The 19,238-nt window shown below is 55.8% G+C and carries 13 protein-coding genes, 1 tRNA gene and 2 pseudogenes; 8 read left to right on the top strand and 8 right to left on the bottom strand.

The features are described 5' to 3' along the window. Window positions 1–9: 9 nt before the first annotated feature. Window positions 10–981, bottom strand: coding sequence for a SphA family protein (locus AC2FLU_RS04335; RefSeq protein WP_496811880.1), 972 nt, complete (start codon window positions 979–981; stop codon window positions 10–12). A 339-nt stretch (window positions 982–1,320) separates the two neighbouring features. On the opposite strand from AC2FLU_RS04335, the gene AC2FLU_RS04330 reads away from it, so the two are divergent. Further along, entirely contained in the window at window positions 1,321–1,815 is a 495-nt protein-coding gene (locus AC2FLU_RS04330) for a hypothetical protein (RefSeq protein ID WP_496809073.1), read from the top strand. Between the two features lie 521 nt (window positions 1,816–2,336). Here the strand turns inward: AC2FLU_RS04330 and AC2FLU_RS04325 are convergent. Next, a complete protein-coding gene (locus tag AC2FLU_RS04325; RefSeq protein WP_496809074.1) occupies window positions 2,337–4,076 on the bottom strand; it encodes an amidohydrolase in 1,740 nt (579 codons plus the stop codon). A gap of 218 nt (window positions 4,077–4,294) precedes the next feature. Between AC2FLU_RS04325 and AC2FLU_RS04320 the strand changes: the two genes are divergently transcribed. Together AC2FLU_RS04320 and AC2FLU_RS04315 are read left to right on the top strand one after the other, a co-directional pair. Further along, complete coding sequence (locus AC2FLU_RS04320; RefSeq protein WP_496811879.1) at window positions 4,295–5,863, top strand: hypothetical protein; 1,569 nt, start codon at window positions 4,295–4,297, stop codon at window positions 5,861–5,863. 471 nt (window positions 5,864–6,334) lie between these two features. Next, window positions 6,335–6,596 (top strand): annotated as a pseudogene (locus tag AC2FLU_RS04315) (DDE-type integrase/transposase/recombinase); the annotation flags it as partial. Between the two features lie 90 nt (window positions 6,597–6,686). On the opposite strand, the gene AC2FLU_RS04310 reads toward AC2FLU_RS04315, so the two are convergent. Further along, window positions 6,687–7,442 carry a MipA/OmpV family protein gene (locus AC2FLU_RS04310; protein WP_480521017.1) on the bottom strand — a complete coding sequence of 252 codons (756 nt, stop codon included), beginning with the start codon at window positions 7,440–7,442 and terminating at the stop codon, window positions 6,687–6,689. 553 nt (window positions 7,443–7,995) lie between these two features. Between AC2FLU_RS04310 and AC2FLU_RS04305 the strand changes: the two genes are divergently transcribed. The 3 genes and pseudogenes from AC2FLU_RS04305 to AC2FLU_RS04295 all read left to right on the top strand — a co-directional run bounded on the left by AC2FLU_RS04305 (window position 7,996) and on the right by AC2FLU_RS04295 (window position 10,610). After that, the gene (locus AC2FLU_RS04305) at window positions 7,996–8,220 is read left to right on the top strand and encodes a hypothetical protein (RefSeq protein ID WP_480521019.1); all 225 of its coding nucleotides are present in this window, start codon (window positions 7,996–7,998) and stop codon (window positions 8,218–8,220) included. 526 nt (window positions 8,221–8,746) lie between these two features. After that, window positions 8,747–9,745, top strand: coding sequence for a cation efflux transmembrane domain-containing protein (locus tag AC2FLU_RS04300; protein WP_496809076.1), 999 nt, complete (start codon window positions 8,747–8,749; stop codon window positions 9,743–9,745). A 66-nt stretch (window positions 9,746–9,811) separates the two neighbouring features. Beyond that, window positions 9,812–10,610, top strand: a pseudogene (locus AC2FLU_RS04295) (IS5 family transposase). A 269-nt stretch (window positions 10,611–10,879) separates the two neighbouring features. Here AC2FLU_RS04295 and AC2FLU_RS04290 read toward each other — a convergent pair. From AC2FLU_RS04290 to AC2FLU_RS04275, 4 genes are read right to left on the bottom strand one after another with little or no spacing between them, the layout of a single operon-like run. Then, window positions 10,880–11,917: an ACP S-malonyltransferase gene (locus AC2FLU_RS04290; protein WP_496809077.1), complete on the bottom strand. Its 1,038-nt coding sequence runs from the start codon at window positions 11,915–11,917 to the stop codon at window positions 10,880–10,882. Further along, window positions 11,914–14,103, bottom strand: a complete 2,190-nt coding sequence (locus AC2FLU_RS04285; protein WP_496809078.1) for a dehydrogenase E1 component subunit alpha/beta — start codon at window positions 14,101–14,103, stop codon at window positions 11,914–11,916. The genes AC2FLU_RS04290 and AC2FLU_RS04285 overlap by 4 nt, the downstream gene beginning before the upstream one ends. An 11-nt stretch (window positions 14,104–14,114) precedes the next feature. Further along, entirely contained in the window at window positions 14,115–15,317 is a 1,203-nt protein-coding gene (locus AC2FLU_RS04280; RefSeq protein WP_496809079.1) for an acyl-CoA dehydrogenase, read from the bottom strand. Next, on the bottom strand, window positions 15,314–16,486 hold the full coding sequence (locus AC2FLU_RS04275; RefSeq protein ID WP_496809080.1) for a pyridoxal phosphate-dependent aminotransferase: 1,173 nt from the start codon (window positions 16,484–16,486) through the stop codon (window positions 15,314–15,316). Before AC2FLU_RS04275 ends, AC2FLU_RS04280 begins: the two co-directional genes overlap by 4 nt. A gap of 101 nt (window positions 16,487–16,587) precedes the next feature. On the opposite strand from AC2FLU_RS04275, the gene AC2FLU_RS04270 reads away from it, so the two are divergent. Then, the gene (locus AC2FLU_RS04270) at window positions 16,588–17,484 is read left to right on the top strand and encodes a LysR family transcriptional regulator (protein WP_480496309.1); all 897 of its coding nucleotides are present in this window, start codon (window positions 16,588–16,590) and stop codon (window positions 17,482–17,484) included. A gap of 22 nt (window positions 17,485–17,506) precedes the next feature. Here AC2FLU_RS04270 and AC2FLU_RS04265 read toward each other — a convergent pair whose 3' ends face one another. Further along, a complete protein-coding gene (locus tag AC2FLU_RS04265) occupies window positions 17,507–18,376 on the bottom strand; it encodes a hypothetical protein (protein WP_496809081.1) in 870 nt (289 codons plus the stop codon). A gap of 181 nt (window positions 18,377–18,557) precedes the next feature. Here AC2FLU_RS04265 and AC2FLU_RS04260 point away from each other — a divergent pair. Next, a tRNA-Thr gene (locus AC2FLU_RS04260) sits at window positions 18,558–18,633 on the top strand. Window positions 18,634–19,238: the final 605 nt, after the last annotated feature.

Raw genomic sequence — 19,238 nt, 5'->3', positions numbered from 1 at the left:
GCACTCCGGTTAAAATGCGTAGGCAAGCGACAGCAGGGTCGCGAAGCCTTCCGTCGTGTTTCGGTTGTCAAATTCCTTCCCCATGCGCAAGGCGATCTGAGCGCCTGGAAGATCTTTGGGTTTCCAGACACCTTCAGCTCCGATTAGGTTGATCTCATATTTTGAGGGATTGCCTCCGGGTGTACCGCTTTGCTTTGAAACTTGGAATGATCGTGCCGCCAAAAGCCCCAGACTGAAGCCCCGGGCGACTTCTTTTCCAAAAGCAAACTCCAATGACAGGACGTCACCTGGGCGAATATCGGTGGTTTTCTGGCGTCCGAACGTTTCGTAACGTGCCTGAAACGTTGCCGCCCAAGGCAGGCCTGCGTCCTGCTGCCATGTTGATCCTACGAACAGCATGTGGCTCCAAAGGCCCTTGCCGGTGTTGGTGCTTCCACCCGCTTCAAATTCTCCGGTTGGGGCCCAAAAGGTGTAGGATGTTTGAAAGTGCCAGGTATTGTGATGCCACCCCAACGCGATTGGTGTGACAACTGTGTCTCCCAGATGGTAGTCTGTCCCCGACCCGGGTTCAGGCCGCAATATCTGATCTCGGTAAGTCAGGACAACGCCTGCCGCATAATCGGCCCCGAGTATCCTGACGTCACGAAAAACATATCTGAAGGTCAACCGGGCCGCGTTGACTGTGGGCGTTGGTGCACCGATGTCATCTCCGTTGTCATCGACATAACGTTGGATATCGTAGTTGATCCACCCATTTTCGATTACCCTAGTTCCCTGAGGAGGCAGTACAGCAGAGGTTTGTCCCAACCCGCCACCCAACCCGTAGCTTCCCGCAATTGGAAACTGAGCCGCCGCTGTGCCGCCGATTATCGAAGCTGCAATGAATGTCAGAGCGCCGAGAACCGCTGAAACCTGTGTCGAAACAGGGAAAAATGCACGTGCTGAATTTGAAGATAGGAGAACTTGCCAAAACCGCTTCATAATGGAACACCTCGCCGCCTTTGTAAGGCGATCATAATCAAATTTGTTTATTTGTTGATAGGCCGTGACTTGCTCCCCACGGTCGTTAATTGTTTTCGTTAGAAACAGTTGAGTGGCACCGACGGCAGCCCCGACCATTTGACGACCGCAAATGCAATCAATGTTCCTGGATGTTTTGCATGGTTTTAATTCCCTTGCTTGCCGTTGACGCCGCGCACGCGTTTTGTTGTATAATTAAACAAGCAGATTGATGCGGTTGACCTGTTTACGCGAAAAAACCGAGCCACGGAGCGGCCCCGTTCGCACCCATCAAAATCCCTCTCGATTTGGACCGATTGAATGACAGTCGCGAAATCACAGTATAAAGCGCCACGACGAGCAGCAACATTGGTAATGGCCGTGATCGGTGCAAGCTTATTCCTGCTCTTCCTTTCTCGGGACCTTCCCGGCGGGTTGAGTGACGAGTGGGCGAAGCAGAACTTCGGGCTGGTGATACGCTACGTGATTGCGATGACGTTGGGTGGGGCGTTCATGGGGTTTCTGCTTGCTCCGATGTTTGGTCGTTCAGGCGTTGGGGGATGGGTGACAGCATTGGTTGGCGGACTTTTGTCAACATTGATTGCAGGCGCATTCGGCAGCTTTCTTGGATTATTGCCCGACCTGCTTGCCGATGGCTGGCAGGCAAGTGATTTCGTTTCAATATTATTTGGGTTTGCGGTTTTGCCACTTGCTGCGGCCGAAAATTTCAGTTCGTCTTTGATTTGGCTGGTAATGGTGATTGCGGCACATATTCTTTCCCTCTTCGAGCGCAGAAAGAACACGGTGGACCGTTGATGCTTGTTGGCCTTAAAAGCTCAACACTAAAGCGTTTCGGGATTAGCCTGAGGTATGCTCGGCAGCCTTGAAGTGACCCGCTCCGGGGTTTCCGGAGGCTCCAAATCAAGGAAAGATCGCAGCCAAAAAAAACAACAGAGCGAACCGCTATTCACCTGAGACACGTACACGGGTCGTGCGGATAGTGCTCGACGATCACGTCAGCTACGAAAGCGAGGCAGCGGCGATCTGGACGAATTCTGTTTTTGTCCCGCCCCAAGTGCTCGCCTACAGGCGTCTGATGGTTCGGAATGTGGAGTATTCGATTTGGCCCTGAATTCAGATTGTGCAGGCGGTACCGAATCCTTTTGACCTCGCAGATCATGTCGACCTACATCCGTCGCGAATATGATGTGTCCCAATTCCAGGGCTGCGAAAGGGTCGCATTATCAAACCTTGGGATCAAACATCTGGGTCAAAACGAAAAAAGAGGCACCTCCATAATTTGGGGTGCCTCTGAAGTTCGGTCGTATTGACCGCGACTATAGTCCATCCCGATGGCGGAATTGTCCATCCATAATCGTTGCTTGAACCTTGGTCGTCAGCAGCTCTTCGGGATTATCCAATTCCAGAATGTTTCGGTCCAGAATCACGATATCGGCCAATTTCCCCACCTCTAGGGAGCCCAGTTTGTCTTCCATTCTCAATTGCCAAGCTGGATTGATTGTTACGGCCTCAATCGCCTGCATCAGGTCCAGCGGGGCAGCTCCATTTGGGAACTTCTTAGAGTTCGCGGGGTCCAGGGGGTTCTTGAACGTAACCGCAGTATAGATCTGATAGAGCATACTGTTGGTCGACATCGGCGCGGATGGGTAATCTCCTGCAAGGCTGACGCTGACCCCGGCATCGGCCAGTGGCCTGTATTGAGAAACACGCTCGTTCGTGCGCGTGTCACCCAACATGCTGAGAAAGTCCTGATCCTGCCCAGCCCAATCTACCGAAAAAATCGGGGTGATGTTTACCGGAATGCTGTTGTCGATCATGCGTTGCTGGTCATCAGGATGAACGATCTGATAGTGATGCAGCGCATTGCGCTCGTCCGCGTTGCCGGAGTCGCGCGACGCAAGGATCGCGTCAATCATCCCACGCACAGTGCCCGACCCTTCAACATGGGCAAAAACATCTAGACCTTGGTCGTTTGCGGCCTTGACGACCTCTTTCATCTGATCCGGTTTCACCGCCGAGATGCCTATATTGTCTGTTCCCTCGAACGGCTCAAGCATCAGAACCGCGCCGGCACTCCATGTCCCTTCGGGGTGTAACTTGATGCCATGTACGCGAAACAAGTCACCGTTGTACTTGTCGGCCATTGCACGTGCCCGCGCCGCAAATTCAACCGGATCGGCTGTCGCGTCCTTGTAGGCCGGTTGAACAAATGTTCGCACTGGCAAATCACCCTCGGCGAGCGCTTTTTCAAGCACCTTCATGGAAATCTCCAAATCATCGAACATGCCAGGTGCGTTTGTGAAATTCGGAGTGACAACACCAGGAATCAGTGCTGTTGTTGTGCCACCTGCGACCACTTGCGGCTGAAGTTTTTCGCGGCTTTCCTCGATCATTCGCTCGGGTTCCCAAGCGACTTTCGTATAGACAGGGAACCACGAACCTTCCTTCCCGACGCCCAATGGGTTTCCGTCGTCATCCCTGATCCAGTAAGTAACCCCTGGCACCGGGTCCGGCGTATCTTTGGTGATGTTTCCTGCTTCGAGCGCCTTGGTGTTCAGCCAGGCATCGTGAATGGTGAAGTCGATGATAATCGCGATCTTGTCGGGGATGATTTCATCCAACTCAGCGGCAGTCGGCGCCCCCCCCATAAGGGTTGCATTGTATCCTTGGCCGACAACGATCGGCAGATCCGGGTTTTCCGCCACGTAGTCCCGCAGCATCTGCAGTGTTTCTTCTTTGTCTTTTGCCGCATTCAGATCGACGCCTAGTGTCGACCAAGCGGAGCCAAGAACATGGTCGTGGGCGCTGACATAGCCGGGGAGCACCATCTTGCCGGTCAGATCAAGGACTTCGGTGTTCTCGCCAGTCAAGCTTTCCACGCCATTCACGTCGCCAACATACACGATCTGATTGCCTCGTACGGCAACGGCTTGCGCCTCGGGATTTTCTTTGTCCATTGTCAGGACGAAAGCATTTTTCAAAACCAGGTCTGCGGCATCCTGAGCATGAGCAAGGCTGGCACATAGTGCCAGTACACTGGCAGAAATAAACTTCATCTGTTGTCTCCCCTGTCAGTCGTTCCATCATATATGAATAATATCAATTTGCCATCGAGAATGCGGAACTGCGCCACCCTTACTGAACTGGTCCACCGTTATGTTTAGGAGGCTCTGCTGCGAAGCTTCCGGGCGGCCCTCTCGACCATGCTCTTCGACGCTGCTACCATCGGCCTGTATGAACCCGATACAAGTTGGTGCTAGGGAGTGTGAAAGCATTGACCGAAATTCAACCAGATGAGGAAGCGGTCACTGCACAACTCAATCGCATTCTTTCCTCTTCGGATTTCACCGCCGGGCCACGGGTTCAAAGGTTCCTGACCCACCTTGTGAAGGAAGAACTCGCCGGACGTGGAGATCTCCTTAAGGGCACTGCACTGGCAATGGATGTTTTCGGTCGCGACGCCAGTTTCGACCCTAACAGCGATCCCGTCGTCCGGCTCGAAGCGATCAAGTTGCGAAAGGCACTCGAACACTATTACCTGACCTCGGGCGCCGGAGACCAGTTGGTGGTATCGGTGCCAAAGGGGCACTATCGACCTTGCTTCGATATGCGACCTCCAGTTCGGGCCAAGGTAATAAGGACCCCGCAGACGGAGTTGCCCAAGCTGGCTATCCTGGGTTTTACCGGAGAAGATGGAGAAAAGGCGCGATTGTACCGAGACGGACTTCCCGAGGAGATCGCACTTGAGCTGGCGCGCTTTGGCCATCTACGCGTGATTTCCGGTTGGCATGAGAGCGTGATCGCATCTGACAACAACAATTCGGCCCTTGCAGGAGGGGTCGACTACATATTGCGTGGCAACGTTCGCGAGGCCGGTGGGAACCTTCGCATTTTAGTCCAGTTGAGCCGGCTTCCTGATGAGACCTTGATCTGGTCAGACCGGTTTCGGATCGAGTCCAACTATGCCGATGTATTCGGACTTCAGGAGGACATCGCGTGCCAATGTGCGAGACGGTTGGCTGATGCCTACGGTATCGTCGCCGAAGATCTGAACGCGCAATATACCGGCCGCAGTGCTACGGATGCAGGCGTCTATGAAGCGCTTCTGGCGTTTCATGCACACGTAGGTACATCACGACTTGATAGCCTGAAGGAGTTTCAGGAGCTCGCAGAAGGCGCCCTCCGGCACAACCCATCGAGCGGTCTCGCCCATGCTTTGGTTGCGATAGCATTGATCGAAGCAGCGACACTCGGCGCTACCCCGATCGAAGATGTGATCGAGCCGGGAAGAATCCACGCTGAGAAGGCCATCGCTCTGGCTCCCAATTGCCAGGAGGCGCTTTTTGCCTCAGCAGCCTTTACCCAAGCACAGGGGGACGCTGCACGGTACCGAAATCTAATCTCGCGTGCCGTCGATGCTAACCCAAACGCGACGCTGATGATGGCATTGGTCGGTGGCTGGCTCGCCAAGTCGGGTGACATCGAAGACGGCCTAGCGCTTGTGCGAGAAGCGCGCGAACGCAACCCGTTGCTGCCAATCTGGGTGTCCATATCGCTCGCGATGGAACCATTGATCGCGGGAGATTATTGCTCAGCCTCCGACCTTGTCCGTGACATCGACGCGCACGATGCGATCTACGACTGGTTACTGATCGCGGTCACGCATGCGCTGGCCGGGGAATTCGAAAGTGCCCGCGCCGCGATCGCGACATTCACAGAACGCGGCGTCGATCCCACAGACTATGCAGCGAAAATTATGATGGACGATCGGCTACGTGCGCGAATTGACGAGGGACTGAAGAGGCTTGAGGCGAGCCGATTCGTCGAGGTGCGAGGCGAGTAGATAGGTTTCATTGCAAAGTTTTAGGTCGGTCAAATAGATTTGCGATCGCTATGGGTTCAGATTGCCAACTCGTCGGATTGACGAAACGGGCAGAGTCAAGGGGATCTGTTGCTAAGTTTTGACTGCTGACGCTCATAAGTGTTTCGAGTGAATGGATATCAAAATATTGAAGTCGAAAGTCTGTTTATGATCTCCTTCCAAGGCGCACAGTATCCGAAAGATGTGATCCTCTTCGCAGTGTTCTTGAGTTACCCCCTAAATTTACCCGGTAGTCGATGACGGCAGACAGTTTTCTGAACCGAGTAAAACTGGGCAATGGATCGGAATTACAGAGATGGGCTCGGGCTCTCGAAACCCCTACCAGTCACAAAAAGGCGTTGTCGCTCTTGCCAGAAGACTTGCGATCCTGATGCTCGGCATCTGGACACACGAAAAAACTTTTAAAATGAAGGAGGCATAATCAGAGTAACGGGGATTAAGGCCATCAATAAAATGCTCAAAGACTTTGTCTGCACGATCCCGATTGAGATGGTGAGGCGGAAATACTTGAACAATATCGTGGAACAGGAACATCGTTTCATCAAGAGACGCACGCGACCAATGCTGGGGTTCAAGGCCTTCGCTTCAGCGGCGGCAACGCTCGACGGAATTGAAGTGTCGTACATGATCCGCAAGGGCCAAATCAAAACCTTGACTCTGTCCATTTCAGCAGTTCGCTGAGCTCGCCGTCTGACTCACAGGCGATTGCTGATACAACTCGACGGGCTCACATCTTTGCAACAAATCCCCTACAAGTGGTCTGTGCGAAATGGTTTCGACCACGTCAGAAGCGCACTAAAAAGGCGCGACGGAGACCAACACGCACTTCGAACTGATCGGCGGACCCATTACGAACGATGGGTGAGCCGGCAGCCGCGTCTTGAAACCTTTCGTATTTGGCACCAACTTCCAGCCACCAAGTATCGGCGAACCTGTGGGTGACGACGAGTTCCAACCCTGCACTGACCAACCCTCCAGCTGGGTCGTAGGCGGGGTATTGACTGCGTATGGCTTCGTCCGGCGTAATTCCGAAATAAGTCTGATTATATTTGTCTGTACCGAACAGCAGTCGCGGCCCGAAGCGCACTGTCATTCGATCCATCGGGCGCGCTATGTAATTGGCTTCGATTGCGGCGACGAAACTGTCGTGCCCGCCCAGCCCATACCGAAGATCTGCAAAAACTTCGGCGTTCCGCGAAACATATCCGACCCCTGCGCCGATTTCGATGGATAGACCGACATCTTCCAGGCCAGTCAGCTCTGGGTAGTCGGAAGAGTCCCGTGGCGGAACATATCGCGCTGATAGCCTGGGAATGAACCCGGGAGGAAATACCAATGGATCTTCCGTCAGGACCGGATCGCCATACCGAAGAAACTGAGAAAACAGAAACGGAACTTCGACACTTCCCATTGGATAAAGCTGCTGACTATTCGCTCCGAAATACTCCGGAACAACCTGTGCGCCCAGAACACCTGTGACGATCATCGACGTCTGTCGCCCGCCATCCTCCACTGTGACGCGTTCGCCGGGACCTATCACGGTAACTTCTGCGAATGACTGAATGGGAGTAGATATCAGAGCTACTGCCAGTACTAGACCAACACCTGCTCTGATCGGCGACCGTTTTGTGTCAGCAACTGGAAAAAAACGATTTGCAGCTTCGACTAGAATACATAGTACTTTCAATTCTGGATTAACCGAGCGCGAACGATAGGGAATGTTTGGCTGTGAAGGGTCTGCAGGTATTGTCCGATTCATGCACGCGCCTCCGTTTTGTTGCCCCAATTGGGCCCACTGTCCGAGTAAGAAGCCCTGGACGTTATTCTTTGCCTCAAACGAATTCTAATGGAACAATATAAGAGGTACTTCGGATGAAGGCCTTTCAAAGCAACGTCGTACGAGACCAACCGAGCGCCCAAAGCCTATCAGACCATGTTGGTTTGACAAGACCGGCGATCGTGTTCGCCGGATCGGCGTAGGGCTTGTACGAACATACCTTTAACAGGCGGTTACGCACTGAAGAGGTGCGACAGCCCACACTGGCTGCGAAAACCGTCCTGGACGTTGCCGGTCTGTGACTGGTGTCAGTGCAATGGCTAGCGCTGCTGTGGGGTTTGTCGCTCTTCCGGCGGCGCTCTGTCTTGATATGATTAGTGTCGCGCTGTATCGCGCCATCTGGGCCGCTTTTCTGATCGCGGGAAACTATTTCTGCAACTGGTTCGGCCACGAAGGAAGCCAGAACACACATTTTCAGATGCTGAACTGGGGTATAGCCAATTCAGTTGGTCTGATCCGTCAGGCGATCTACTTTGCCTGACGTAAATCAAGTTGTACTACTCCACGCTGTTTCTTTGGGCAAAGTCAAAGCCATCAGGCAACCGATCCGCATACGGAACCAACTTGCTCAAACGCGGCGGCGTCTTGAACCTCGGTTCTACAGCACCTTCGCGCAGACACTTCTGACGGTGTTGCGAGACAGCCCCGTGCGCCGTTAATTATCGCGGATTGGCATTTTGTCACGCAATGCCCAGCGTCGTATGACACTCAAAAAATTCCATGCCGATCACTTCAAGTCTCCCCAAACAAAATACTCGGAGCAATGTGTTCACAAGGGTCAATTCTCAGTGAAAGTTATCAGGCCTACCGGGTCACTTTTCAGTGGAAATCAACAATCGTGTGAGGCCGGAGAAATGAGTGCTGGCTAAATGATCTCAGCCGCCAAGAAAACTCTTTATGAAGGGACCTGTCCACAAATGGCGATGCCATGGGGATAAACCACTGACCTGTTGACGGATTCTTCTAATATTCACCACAAGTGTTGGCGAAACATCAACGGAAGGATATTGGAAGAGCAGATTGATGTCACATCAGGACAGCAAAATATGACGACGCTGAATTCAGATAGCAGAAAACGGCTGGAAAGACGCTCTCTCAGCGTGGCCATGTGGGGAAACCTTTTCATGGCCGCCGCGGGGGTGCTGGCTGGTATGTTGTCGAATTCAAACGCGATCATGATGGACGGACTGTTCTCCCTGGTCGGGTTCGGCTCGGCGCTGCTTGGGCGTCGAATCAGTCGTCGCATCGATGCGGGTCCGGACAAGGTACGCCCTTTCGGCTACGCCGCTGACGAGGCTATTTTTGCGACATTTCGCTCACTGTCTCTTCTCGGCTTGGTCTTGTTCGCAATAACGAATGCGATCAAGAATATCTACAACTACCTCAACGGCATAATGCCTGAGCCGTTGAACTTTGCGCCGATGATCATCTACTTCGCCGGGATTGGCCTCACATGCACCTTCATGTGGGGCTTCCATCATTTCACCTGGCGCCGAATGGGAAAGAACAGCTCGATCCTGCGGCTCGAGTCCAAGGCTGCGATGTTCGACGGGCTGATTACGGCGGCGGCAGGTGTAGGGCTGGGTGCCGTCTACTTGTTCCGCGACGGTCCGCTGGCACCAGTTGCGCCGGTGGGCGACTCGGTAATCGTCCTAGTACTGTGCTTGTTGGCGGTCGGAACCTACGTCACAGATTTTCGCAGAGGATTGGGTGAATTGGCGGGCGTCAGCGCAAGCCCCGGAGACATCGCTGCAGCCCGACGGGCTCTGCGTGCTGCTATTGTTCAGGATGGAGGATCACTACAGGATCTGTCCGTCACCAAACTTGGGCGAACATTCCTGATTACAGTCTATTACAATCCCGGCCGGCCGATTTCTGCGTCTGTTATCGACGACCTGAACCTGCGCATGATCCGTGATACGCGCGAAGCACTGTCCGGCGCAGATGTGCTGCTCGTGATCACGGAACACTCAAGGCGCTGGCCGGATTCACTGAACCCTCTCTAACTAGGGTCAGGATGCATTGATTTTCGCTTCGTTGCTTGATTCACGGCTCGAAAACGGAGCGATGATATGAGCGACCTTTATTGGCTGACAGACGAGCAGATGGCCAAGCTTTCCCCTTTCTTCCCGAAGTCGAACGGCAGGCCACGGGTCGATGGTAGAAGGGTGCTGAGCGGGATTATCTTCATCAATCGCAATGGGTTGCGTTGGCGAGATGCCCCCAGGGAATACGGACCTCACAAAACGCTCTACAGCCGGTCGAAGCATTGGAGCGAGAAAGGCATCTTCGCACGAATGTTGGCTGGTCTGGCCGCCGAGCACGGTGAAAAGAAGACTGTCATGATCGACGCCTCATATCTAAAAGCCCATCGCACGGCGTCCAGCTTAGGCGCCAAAAAGGGGGGCATGGCCGCCTGATTCACTGCCCAGCAGGCGCATCCGAAGGATGCTGCCGAGAGGGGGCCGAACCAAGGGCGGCATGAATACCAAGCTGCATGCCATTTGCGATAGCAAAGGTCGCCCGCTCAACCTGTTCGTTACCGCCGGGCAGGTCAGCGATTACATCGGTGCTCGGGCTCTGCTCAGCAGCATACCAAATGTGGACTGGCTGCTCGGGTGCTCGTGGCTATGACGCCGACTGGTTCCGAGACGCCTTGAAAGACAAAGGGATACGCGCCTGCATCCCTGGTCGAAAGCAGCGCAGGCGCCGGTCAAATACGACAAGCGCAGATACAAGCGGCGAAACCGCATCGAGATCAAGTTTGGCAGGCTCAAGGATTGGAGGCGCGTGGCAACACGCTATGATCGTTGTCCCAAGGTCTTCCTATCCGCCATCGCGCTCGCGGCTCTAGTCATCTACTGGTTATGAATCCTGACCCTAGCCCTGTCGCCTGTCTGCAAGGTGCTCGATCGAAAGAGTCCCGATTTGCGCGAAGGTGCCAAATGACCTGAAGCATTGGATAACGGGTCGCCGCGCGGGGTTGGGCGCTCAGTCATCTGTTCCCGTTTCGGAAGCGTGGATTTGATAAGTAGGCGCTTTTTTGGGCAGGCTCTGAACAGAAGGTTCGGTGCGAAGAGTGGAGCGGAGTGCCCGCGATAGATCGATTTGCGCCGGGCGAACCGCCAAGGTGTGCAAGGTCAGGTCACACGTGCGCGTTGATCCTCGATCCCCATTGAGATCAGCGAAGGTTCTTCGCGTTGGCTGGTCTGAAAGCTTGCTTTGTCCTGCATCTTGTCCCAATTGCTCAGGATCAAACATTGCGCGACGGCTCCGCCCAGTGTGGTTCCCGGTCCGGTGACGATGAACATGTCGGGTGCGAACTCTTTCGCGGCCTGTGATACGGCCTTTGTGAAATCATAGGTTTCGGTCACCTGATGACCCAAGGTGTAGTCCCAAAGCGCGTCCAGATCACAGGCTCCGGGCCACCAGATCTGACCACGGCCATCTATCATGGGCAAATTGGGTTGCCGGAACAGATCTGCGGCAAGGCGGGCGCGACCGGCTTCGGCAACTGGGCGTTGCAGATGTGAATGAAACCCTGCGTGATTGGCCAGCCGCATCGGAAATCGTTCCTGCACCACAGGCACCTTGTTTTCAAAGGCGGACAACCCAGCTTCATCCCCGGCCAGAACCAGCATCCCGCCCAGATCAATTGACAGGGTGAGGGTCGCGCCGGTGCCGTCGATCTCAGCGACCAGAGCCAGCAGTTCGGCCTTGCGTGCCGGGTTCGGCTGCCAGTCGGCATCCATGAAAGGATAGATCAACTGGCCGCCAATCAGGCTCTGCTGCATGAGTGTTCCCATGGTGTTGACCACCTCGAACCCTGCCTCGGCGGTCAGAGCGTCCCCGCAGGCCAGGGCTGAATACCAGCCCATCGAGTTTCCGGTCACAGCCACCACGTCGATCTTCTCCGGATCGATGGCACGAAAATCGCCCAGCGTGGCGGCATAGATCAAGGCCGAGGCATTGTCTCCGCGCGTGTGCTTTGCCACGGAATACCGTGTTGCGGCGTCCAGTTCGCTTAGGGTTTCCTGACCCTGTGCGCGCCGCATGCCATCGAAATGTGCCAGCAGGGCCTTGTCGGTAAAATGCCGACCCAGAACACCCAATTCGGGTTTGTTATAGGTTCCGCGCCCCGGACAGATGACAACAGCGGTTTGTTTCGCAGACCTCATTTGCCCGTCTCCATAAGGGATCTTGCTGCGGCCTCGATGCTGTCTTTCGATGGCATGGTCGCGGCATAGGCCGGGCCGGTGGCAATAAAGCTGTCTTCGGCGGTAATACGAGCCATCGGCACATCAGTGGTTTCGTGGAAATGGGCCATCAGGGCTTCGGCCACGCCGCCGTGATGCCGGGTTTCATCGACGATCAATATCCGCTTGGCGCCGCTTACGGCCCGGGTCAGCGCGTCTTTGGGAAGCGGCGACAACCAGCGCATGTCAATTATCCGGGTTTTTGTCCCGTCGGCCTCCAGCGATTTGCGCGCCTGATGGCTGAGGTAGACGCCATTGCCAAAGGTAACGATGGCCAGATCGTCGCCATCTCCATCCACGCCGACCTCGCCGAAACCGATCCTTTCGGATGGGTCGGGGTAAGTGTGCATCCAGCCTGCGTCCCCGGCTTCGTGCAGGTCCCGCATCGGGTAGAGCGCGATGGGTTCCAGAAACACGACCAACCGCTGTTCTTCCCGGGCCAGCCGCACGCATTCACGCAGCATTCGTGCAGCGTCGGCGCCGTTCGATGGGCAGGCCAGGATCAGCCCCGGAATATCGCGCAAAACCGCGACCGAGTTGTCATTGTGGAAATGCCCGCCAAAGCCCTTTTGATACCCCAGCCCGGCGATGCGAACGACCATCGGGTTGGTGTACTGACCGTTCGAGAAGAAGGGCAGGGTGGCCGCTTCACCGCGCAACTGGTCTTCGGCGTTGTGAAGATAGGCCAGGAACTGGATTTCCGGCATGGGCGTAAACCCGTTTTGGGCCATCCCGATGGCGAGGCCCAGAATCGACTGTTCGTCTAGCAGCGTGTCGATCATCCGGTCGGGTCCGAAACGGGCCTGAAGCTTTTGCGTCACGCCATAGACACCGCCTTTGCGCCCGACATCTTCGCCCATCATCACGATCTCGCCGTGTTCAAGCATCAGGTCGCTCAGGGCCCAGTTGATCAGGCGCGACATGATCTGGGGTTCAGCATGTGCTTTGAGGTCGCCGCCGAATACCTCAGCCCGATGTTCAGCTGACGGGCCATTGGTCGGGGCGCAGGGGCGTGCGGGCGGGATCAGGCTGGCCATCACGTCACCTGCGGTTTTCAGGCGAGGGCGGGTGATCGCCTTGTCGGCGACGCGGGTGACGCGGTCGCAGGTGTCGGTGTACACCTTCAACGCGTCATCCGGTTGCATCGCACCGGATTGTTCCAGCAGACGGACGGAGTGCAGCAGGGGGTCGTTCGCCTCTTCGGCTTCGACCTCGGATTTTGGCATATAGGTGGTGGGCATATCTGCCCCGGCGTGGCCATACAGGCGCACCGTGCGGATGTGCAGAAATGCGGGCTTCTTGCGGCTGCGGACATAGGCGGCGGCTTCTTGAGCGACACGGTAGGTTTCGAAAACATCGAGCCCGTCGCACGAGAAATACCTCAGTCCCGGTCGATGAGAGAATGTCGCGGCAATCCAGCCTTGCGGTGTCTTGGTCGAAATTCCGATCCCGTTGTCCTCGCAGCAGAACAGGAGTGGCAGGGGAACCGACTGGTAAGACGTCCACTGCGCGGTGTTGAACGCGCCTTGCGCAGTGGAATGGTTGGCCGAGGCATCACCAAAGGAACAGTAGACGATGGCGTCGTCCGGCATTTCTGCATGTTCGGGTTTGTGACGGCGGGCTGCCCCGATTGCATAAGCAGCGCCGACAGCTTTGGGCAGGTGGCTGGCAATGGTCGAGGTCTGCGGCGGGATGCAAAGCGCCTTTGACCCCAACACCTTGTGCCGCCCACCGCTGATCGGATCATCAGAGGATGAAGCGAAGGACAACAGAATATCCCATGTCGGGCTCTGCCCCGGCACCTGATCGGACCGGGCGATCTGAAACGCGGCGTCGCGGTAGTGCAGAAAAGCAGGGTCTGTCGGGCGCAGGGCTGCCGCCACCGCAGCCATCCCCTCGTGACCAGAGGAGCCGATGGTATAGAATCCCTGGCCCGCTTTCTGCATTGCCCGGCTTTGGCGGTCCAATGCACGGCTCAGACATTGCGCGCGATATAGCCCGACTGCTTCGGGCGCTGTCAGTGGGCCAGACGGCGTCGCGCCAGCGGGAAAATCCCGTGCCGCAACCCGGCGCAGGAAGTTGTCATGCACAATGGTTGCGCGATCCATCTTTGTCGTCCTCAGGCGAAGGCTTGCAGGCCCGTTTGCGCGCGACCCAAGATCAAGGCATGAACATCATGCGTGCCTTCATAGGTGTTCACGGTTTCCAGATTCACCATGTGGCGGATCACGTGGAAATCCTGGCTGATGCCATTGCCGCCGTGCATGTCACGTGCGTGGCGGGCGACCTCAAGTGCCTTGCCGCAATTGTTGCGCTTGATCAGGCTGATCATCTCGGGTGCTGCGCGGGCTTCGTCCATCAGACGACCCACGCGCAGAGCGGCCTGAAGGCCCAAGGCGATTTCGGTCTGCATGTTCGCAAGCTTCAGCTGGAACAGCTGCGTTTGCGCCAAAGGGCGACCGAACTGTTTTCGGTCCAGACCGTATTGCCGCGCGGCGTGCCAGCAGGCCTCGGCTGCGCCCATCGATCCCCAGGCGATACCGTATCGTGCGCGGTTCAGGCAGCCAAACGGCCCCTTCAGACCTTCGACACCCGGCAACAGAGCATCTTCCCCGACCTCGACATTGTTCATCACGATCTCACCCGTGATCGAGGCGCGCAGCGACAGTTTGCCTTCGATCTTCGGAGCTGAAAGACCGGGTGTACCTTTTTCAAGAACGAAACCCTTGATCTTGCCGTCATGCGCGTCTGATTTGGCCCAGACGACAAACACGTCAGCAATGGGCGCGTTCGAGATCCACATCTTTGACCCGTTGAGGACATAGCCTCCATGAGTCTTTTTCGCGACGGTTTTCATGCCGCCGGGGTCCGAGCCCGCATCGGGCTCGGTCAGGCCAAAGCAGCCAATAGACTCCCCGCTGGCCAGTTTCGGAAGGTATTTCCGGCGCTGTTCATCCGTTCCGTAGGCATAGATCGGATACATGACGAGGCTGGACTGTACCGACATCATCGAGCGGTAACCGCTGTCGACCCGTTCCACTTCGCGTGCGACCAGACCGTAAGTGACATAGCTGGCACCGATGCCGCCGAATTCTTCGGGGATAGTCGTGCCCAGAAGGCCCATTTGACCCATCTCGCGAAAGATTTCGGGGTCTGTTTCTTCATTGGCGAAAGCCTGGGTCACACGTGGCAGCAGTTTGTCCTGCGCGTAGGCGTTGGCCGCATCGCGCACCATGCGTTCGTCTTCGGCCAGCTGGTCTTCCAGCAGAAAAGGGTCATCCCAAGTGAAAGGGCCAAGCTGGGGGCGGGATTGTGGTTTCATGAGAGTTTCCTTTCTACAGCGGCTTTGAGACGTGCAAGCCCCGCTGCAATTGTATCTTGGGCATAAGCAAAGCTCAGGCGAAAATGTCCGGGCAACCCGAATGCGCGACCGGGAACCAGAGCGACACCAGCATCTTCCAACAACCAGGTGCAGAAGTCAGCGTCATTTTTGAAAGGCCCACCCTGATCCTCAAGCAGTCCGGCGCAGGAAGGGAAGGCGTAAAACGCCCCGTCGGGTGCCGCGCAGCGCAAACCCGGAACCGCGTTCAACCCTGCAACCACCAGATCACGGCGCTGGGCAAATACGGCGCGGCGTTCTTCCAACAGGCCCGCGCTGCCGGTCAGCGCCGCAAGCGAGGCCCATTGTGCAATCGAACAGGCACCCGAGGTAACCTGCCCCTGAACGGCCACCATCGCCTTGATCAGCTCGACCGGCCCGATCCCCCAGCCTATGCGCCATCCGGTCATGGACCATGCTTTGGCGACACCGTCGACGATCAACAGACGGTCGGCAAGGTCTGGGGCCGCCTCGGCCACTGATACAAACGGAGTAAAGCTGAGATGGCGATAAATCTCGTCCGCAAGAACCCAAACCTGTGGATGCCGGGACAGAACAGATGCGAGGGCGGCAATTTCATCCTGCGTGTAGATTGCCCCCGACGGGTTCGACGGCGTGTTGAGCATCAGCCAGCGTGCGCGCGGTGTAATGGCGGCCTCTAACTGTTCCGGCAGAAGCTTGAATCCCTGATCCATCTGGCAAGGCAGAATGACGGGCGTTCCACCCGCCATCCGCACTATGTCAGAATAGCTGGTCCAGTAGGGCGCGGGCATGATGACCTCGTCGCCGGGGTTCAGGCTGGCCAGCATGGCATTGGCAATCACCTGTTTGGCACCGGTCGACACAATGACCTGAGCAACTTCGGCTTTGGCCTGCCGGGCAACTTCGATGCGCAAATCGGGCACCCCGGCCGTCGGCGGGTACTTCGTCTTGCCGTCCAGCGCTGCCGCGTGGGCTGCTTCGACCACATGGGGCGGGGTGGGCAGGTCAGGCTCACCGGTCGACAATGCCAGAACATCGCGCCCTTCCGAACGCAAGCGTGCGGCGGCCTCGGAAATCTGCACGATTTCGGACAATTCGATACCGTTTAGTCGGTTTGCGCGATGGAACACTGTTAATCTTCCTCTGGAGATGACTGAGGTTCTATCTGCAAAGTAACTTGATAAAAATACGCTGTTTTGTATCGTTTCAGTGACTAAAACTCATGAGTGATATGCCCAGAATCAATTCCCTGCCGTCTTTTGCCCTCATGCGCAGTTTCGAGGCTGCTGCACGCCACGAAAGCTATACCATGGCGGCAGAAGAGCTTGGTGTGACGCAGGGCGCGGTTAGCCGTCAGGTTCGTGAACTTGAGGTTGCGCTGGGGGTGACGCTGTTTCGCCGGGTCGGACGTGCGGTTCGCTTGTCGAAAGCGGGTCGCGCTTTGTTTGAAGAACTTGCAGGCGACCTTGAGCGGCTGAACGGTACGATCAATCGTGCGATCGCGGCCGGTGACGGTGCGTCGTTGCTGACCTTGGCGGTCCTGCCCACCTTTGCGACACGGTGGCTGGTGCCCAGACTGCCGGATTTCAAGCACCTGCATCCGGGGATCGAACTGGATCTGCATTCCTACACGACGCCGTTCAGCCTGGAAGAGCGGCGCATGGACCTTGCCATTCACTTTGGGCACGAAGACTGGCCCGGTGCGCGGCTACGCAAGCTGTTCCCGGAAAAACTTGTTGTAGCGGCTGCGCCTGTGTTGTTGGGCGACCAACGGACGTTCGAGGAACAGCATGTGTTCGATCTGCCGCTGTTGCATCTGACCTCGCGGCCCGGGCTGTGGTCCGAATATCATGCCAGCCATAGACTTGAGGCCAGAACGGTTTTTCCAGGAATGCGCTTTGATCAGTTCTCGATGCTGATCGAAGGCGCAGTTGCCGGGCTTGGGGCTGCGATTTTGCCGTCCTACCTGATCGAGGCCGAGTTGGCGTCGGGCGCGCTGGTCCAGACCGGGCAACTGGCGAATACCTCGGGCAGCGCATATTTCATTGCCACACCAACCGGGCAGAGGAACGAAGCCGTACAAGCATTTGCGGACTGGATCATCCGGCAAACGAAAAGGCATCAGTAAGGGTGCAGCCGCGAAAGAAAGGTTACAGTACCCGGATACCTGGCATGGTCTGGATGACTGCCAGATCCTGCTCGTAAAGCTCTGTAAATGCGTCAACGATGTCGGCGTTCCAGCCGGGCAGATCAAGTTCCTCTTCGACCTCATCGGGCCGGGCGTGGTCTTCCAATATCCGCGCAAGGTCTTCGCGTTGAGTATCTTTGTCGAGGCCGTTGCTGCCCCGCACGATGTCCAGAACATGCCGTTGACCGGTTTCAGTCAGAAGCGACGACAGCAACGCATACTCATCCACCAGAGGAGCGTCACCGGGCAGGCCCGCCATTGCGCGCATGATATCCCCCAGAATCAGTGGCAAGTGTTCATTCTTCCACAAAGTGAGCTGCACCTGAGGCGCAAGATCGCGCAGATCTTCGATCATGCTCAACCAGCTCAGGCAGCTCAGATCGGTGCTGGTCAGAATCTCCTGCCGGTGATCTTCATGGATCGACATCAGGACCTTGGGTATGAAAATCCCAGGGTTCACCAGACCGACGAATAATTCAACTTGAGCATCCTCCAGCAAGGTTTGCACATAGGCTGTCCGCTGCCCGGCAAAAGGGTAAATCTGTCCATGTTGCAGGGCAGAGCGTGTTGGGCCAAAGAACTTGTCGTTCGAGAGGATGACACGATCAACATTTGGATCATCTGGAAGAAGGGCGTGCAGCCCGTCCTGCGTTTCTGAATCAGTCAAATCCTGAGCAAGAGCATCAGACAGAACCTTGACAAACTGACGCCCGCCGCGTGGCCCCAAGATCGCAGCACGGCAATCCACCAAGGCCTGCTTGTTTGCCGAAAGCGAGGACAGCACTTGCCCTTCATCGGCAAAGGCGGCCCCGGCATGGATTACTACCTGCATCTTTAGTCCTTTTACCCTCAGGGGCTGTGTCCATCCCATTCTATGTCTTTGCGTCGCATGAAAATCTGCAACGAACCAACCCCGCGGTTTCTGCACTTTCTCAGGAAAACGGGCAATCCCCAAGTTCGAGTCAAAAATGAGGGTTGCAGTCCTCTGTCGGACGAAGTAATCGACTGCCAATGCCCCTATAGCTCAGCTGGTAGAGCAACTGATTTGTAATCAGTAGGTCCGCGGTTCGAGTCCGTGTGGGGGCACCACTTTACATGATAAGATTCTGTAATATAATGTTTTTCAGAGCGGTACCTTGTGTATCCCCTGATTTATCCCCTGTTTTTCTGTTGATGGATATGAGCCCAGATTTTCTCGCCATCGATTCCCTTGATACGCATTCTTCTAATAAGATTGATGATAGTAAATGTTGGTGTTTTTTAGAGTTAGGGCTGTGAAAATGTCCCAACTTAAACGGGCAAACCGACCCAGGTTTTATGCCTTTTGACGATGCTAGGCTCCGAAGGCAGCTCTCATGAGTACTCTACGCGATCACCAGCTCGCAGTCCGGTCCGGGTCTGTGCAGCCAGAAACTGGCGACACTATGGTCGTTGCCATCCCATTCTCCTAATTGGACGAATACATCGTCGTGCAAATGTAGTCTCCTTTTAGCGAATTTAGAGAGCTTCAAAAGATCAGTCTGGGGAAACTTGCTGCATCGCTGTAAGTGCAATGCTGCGCCCGCGAATACCTCTCACACTCACGTTCGCTGCGCCTGCACAAGTCCGGTTTGTCCGGAGGGTGTGTGGAAACTTGGTTGATCTCGGAGCCTCCAATCGGTTTTGACTTTTGTGTCCTTTTTGGCTTGGGATCA

The organism is Ruegeria sp. SAZD013 (assembly GCF_059612525.1).
Note: the sequence above shows the minus strand (reverse complement) of the source record. Positions and strands in the feature narration are given on the sequence as shown.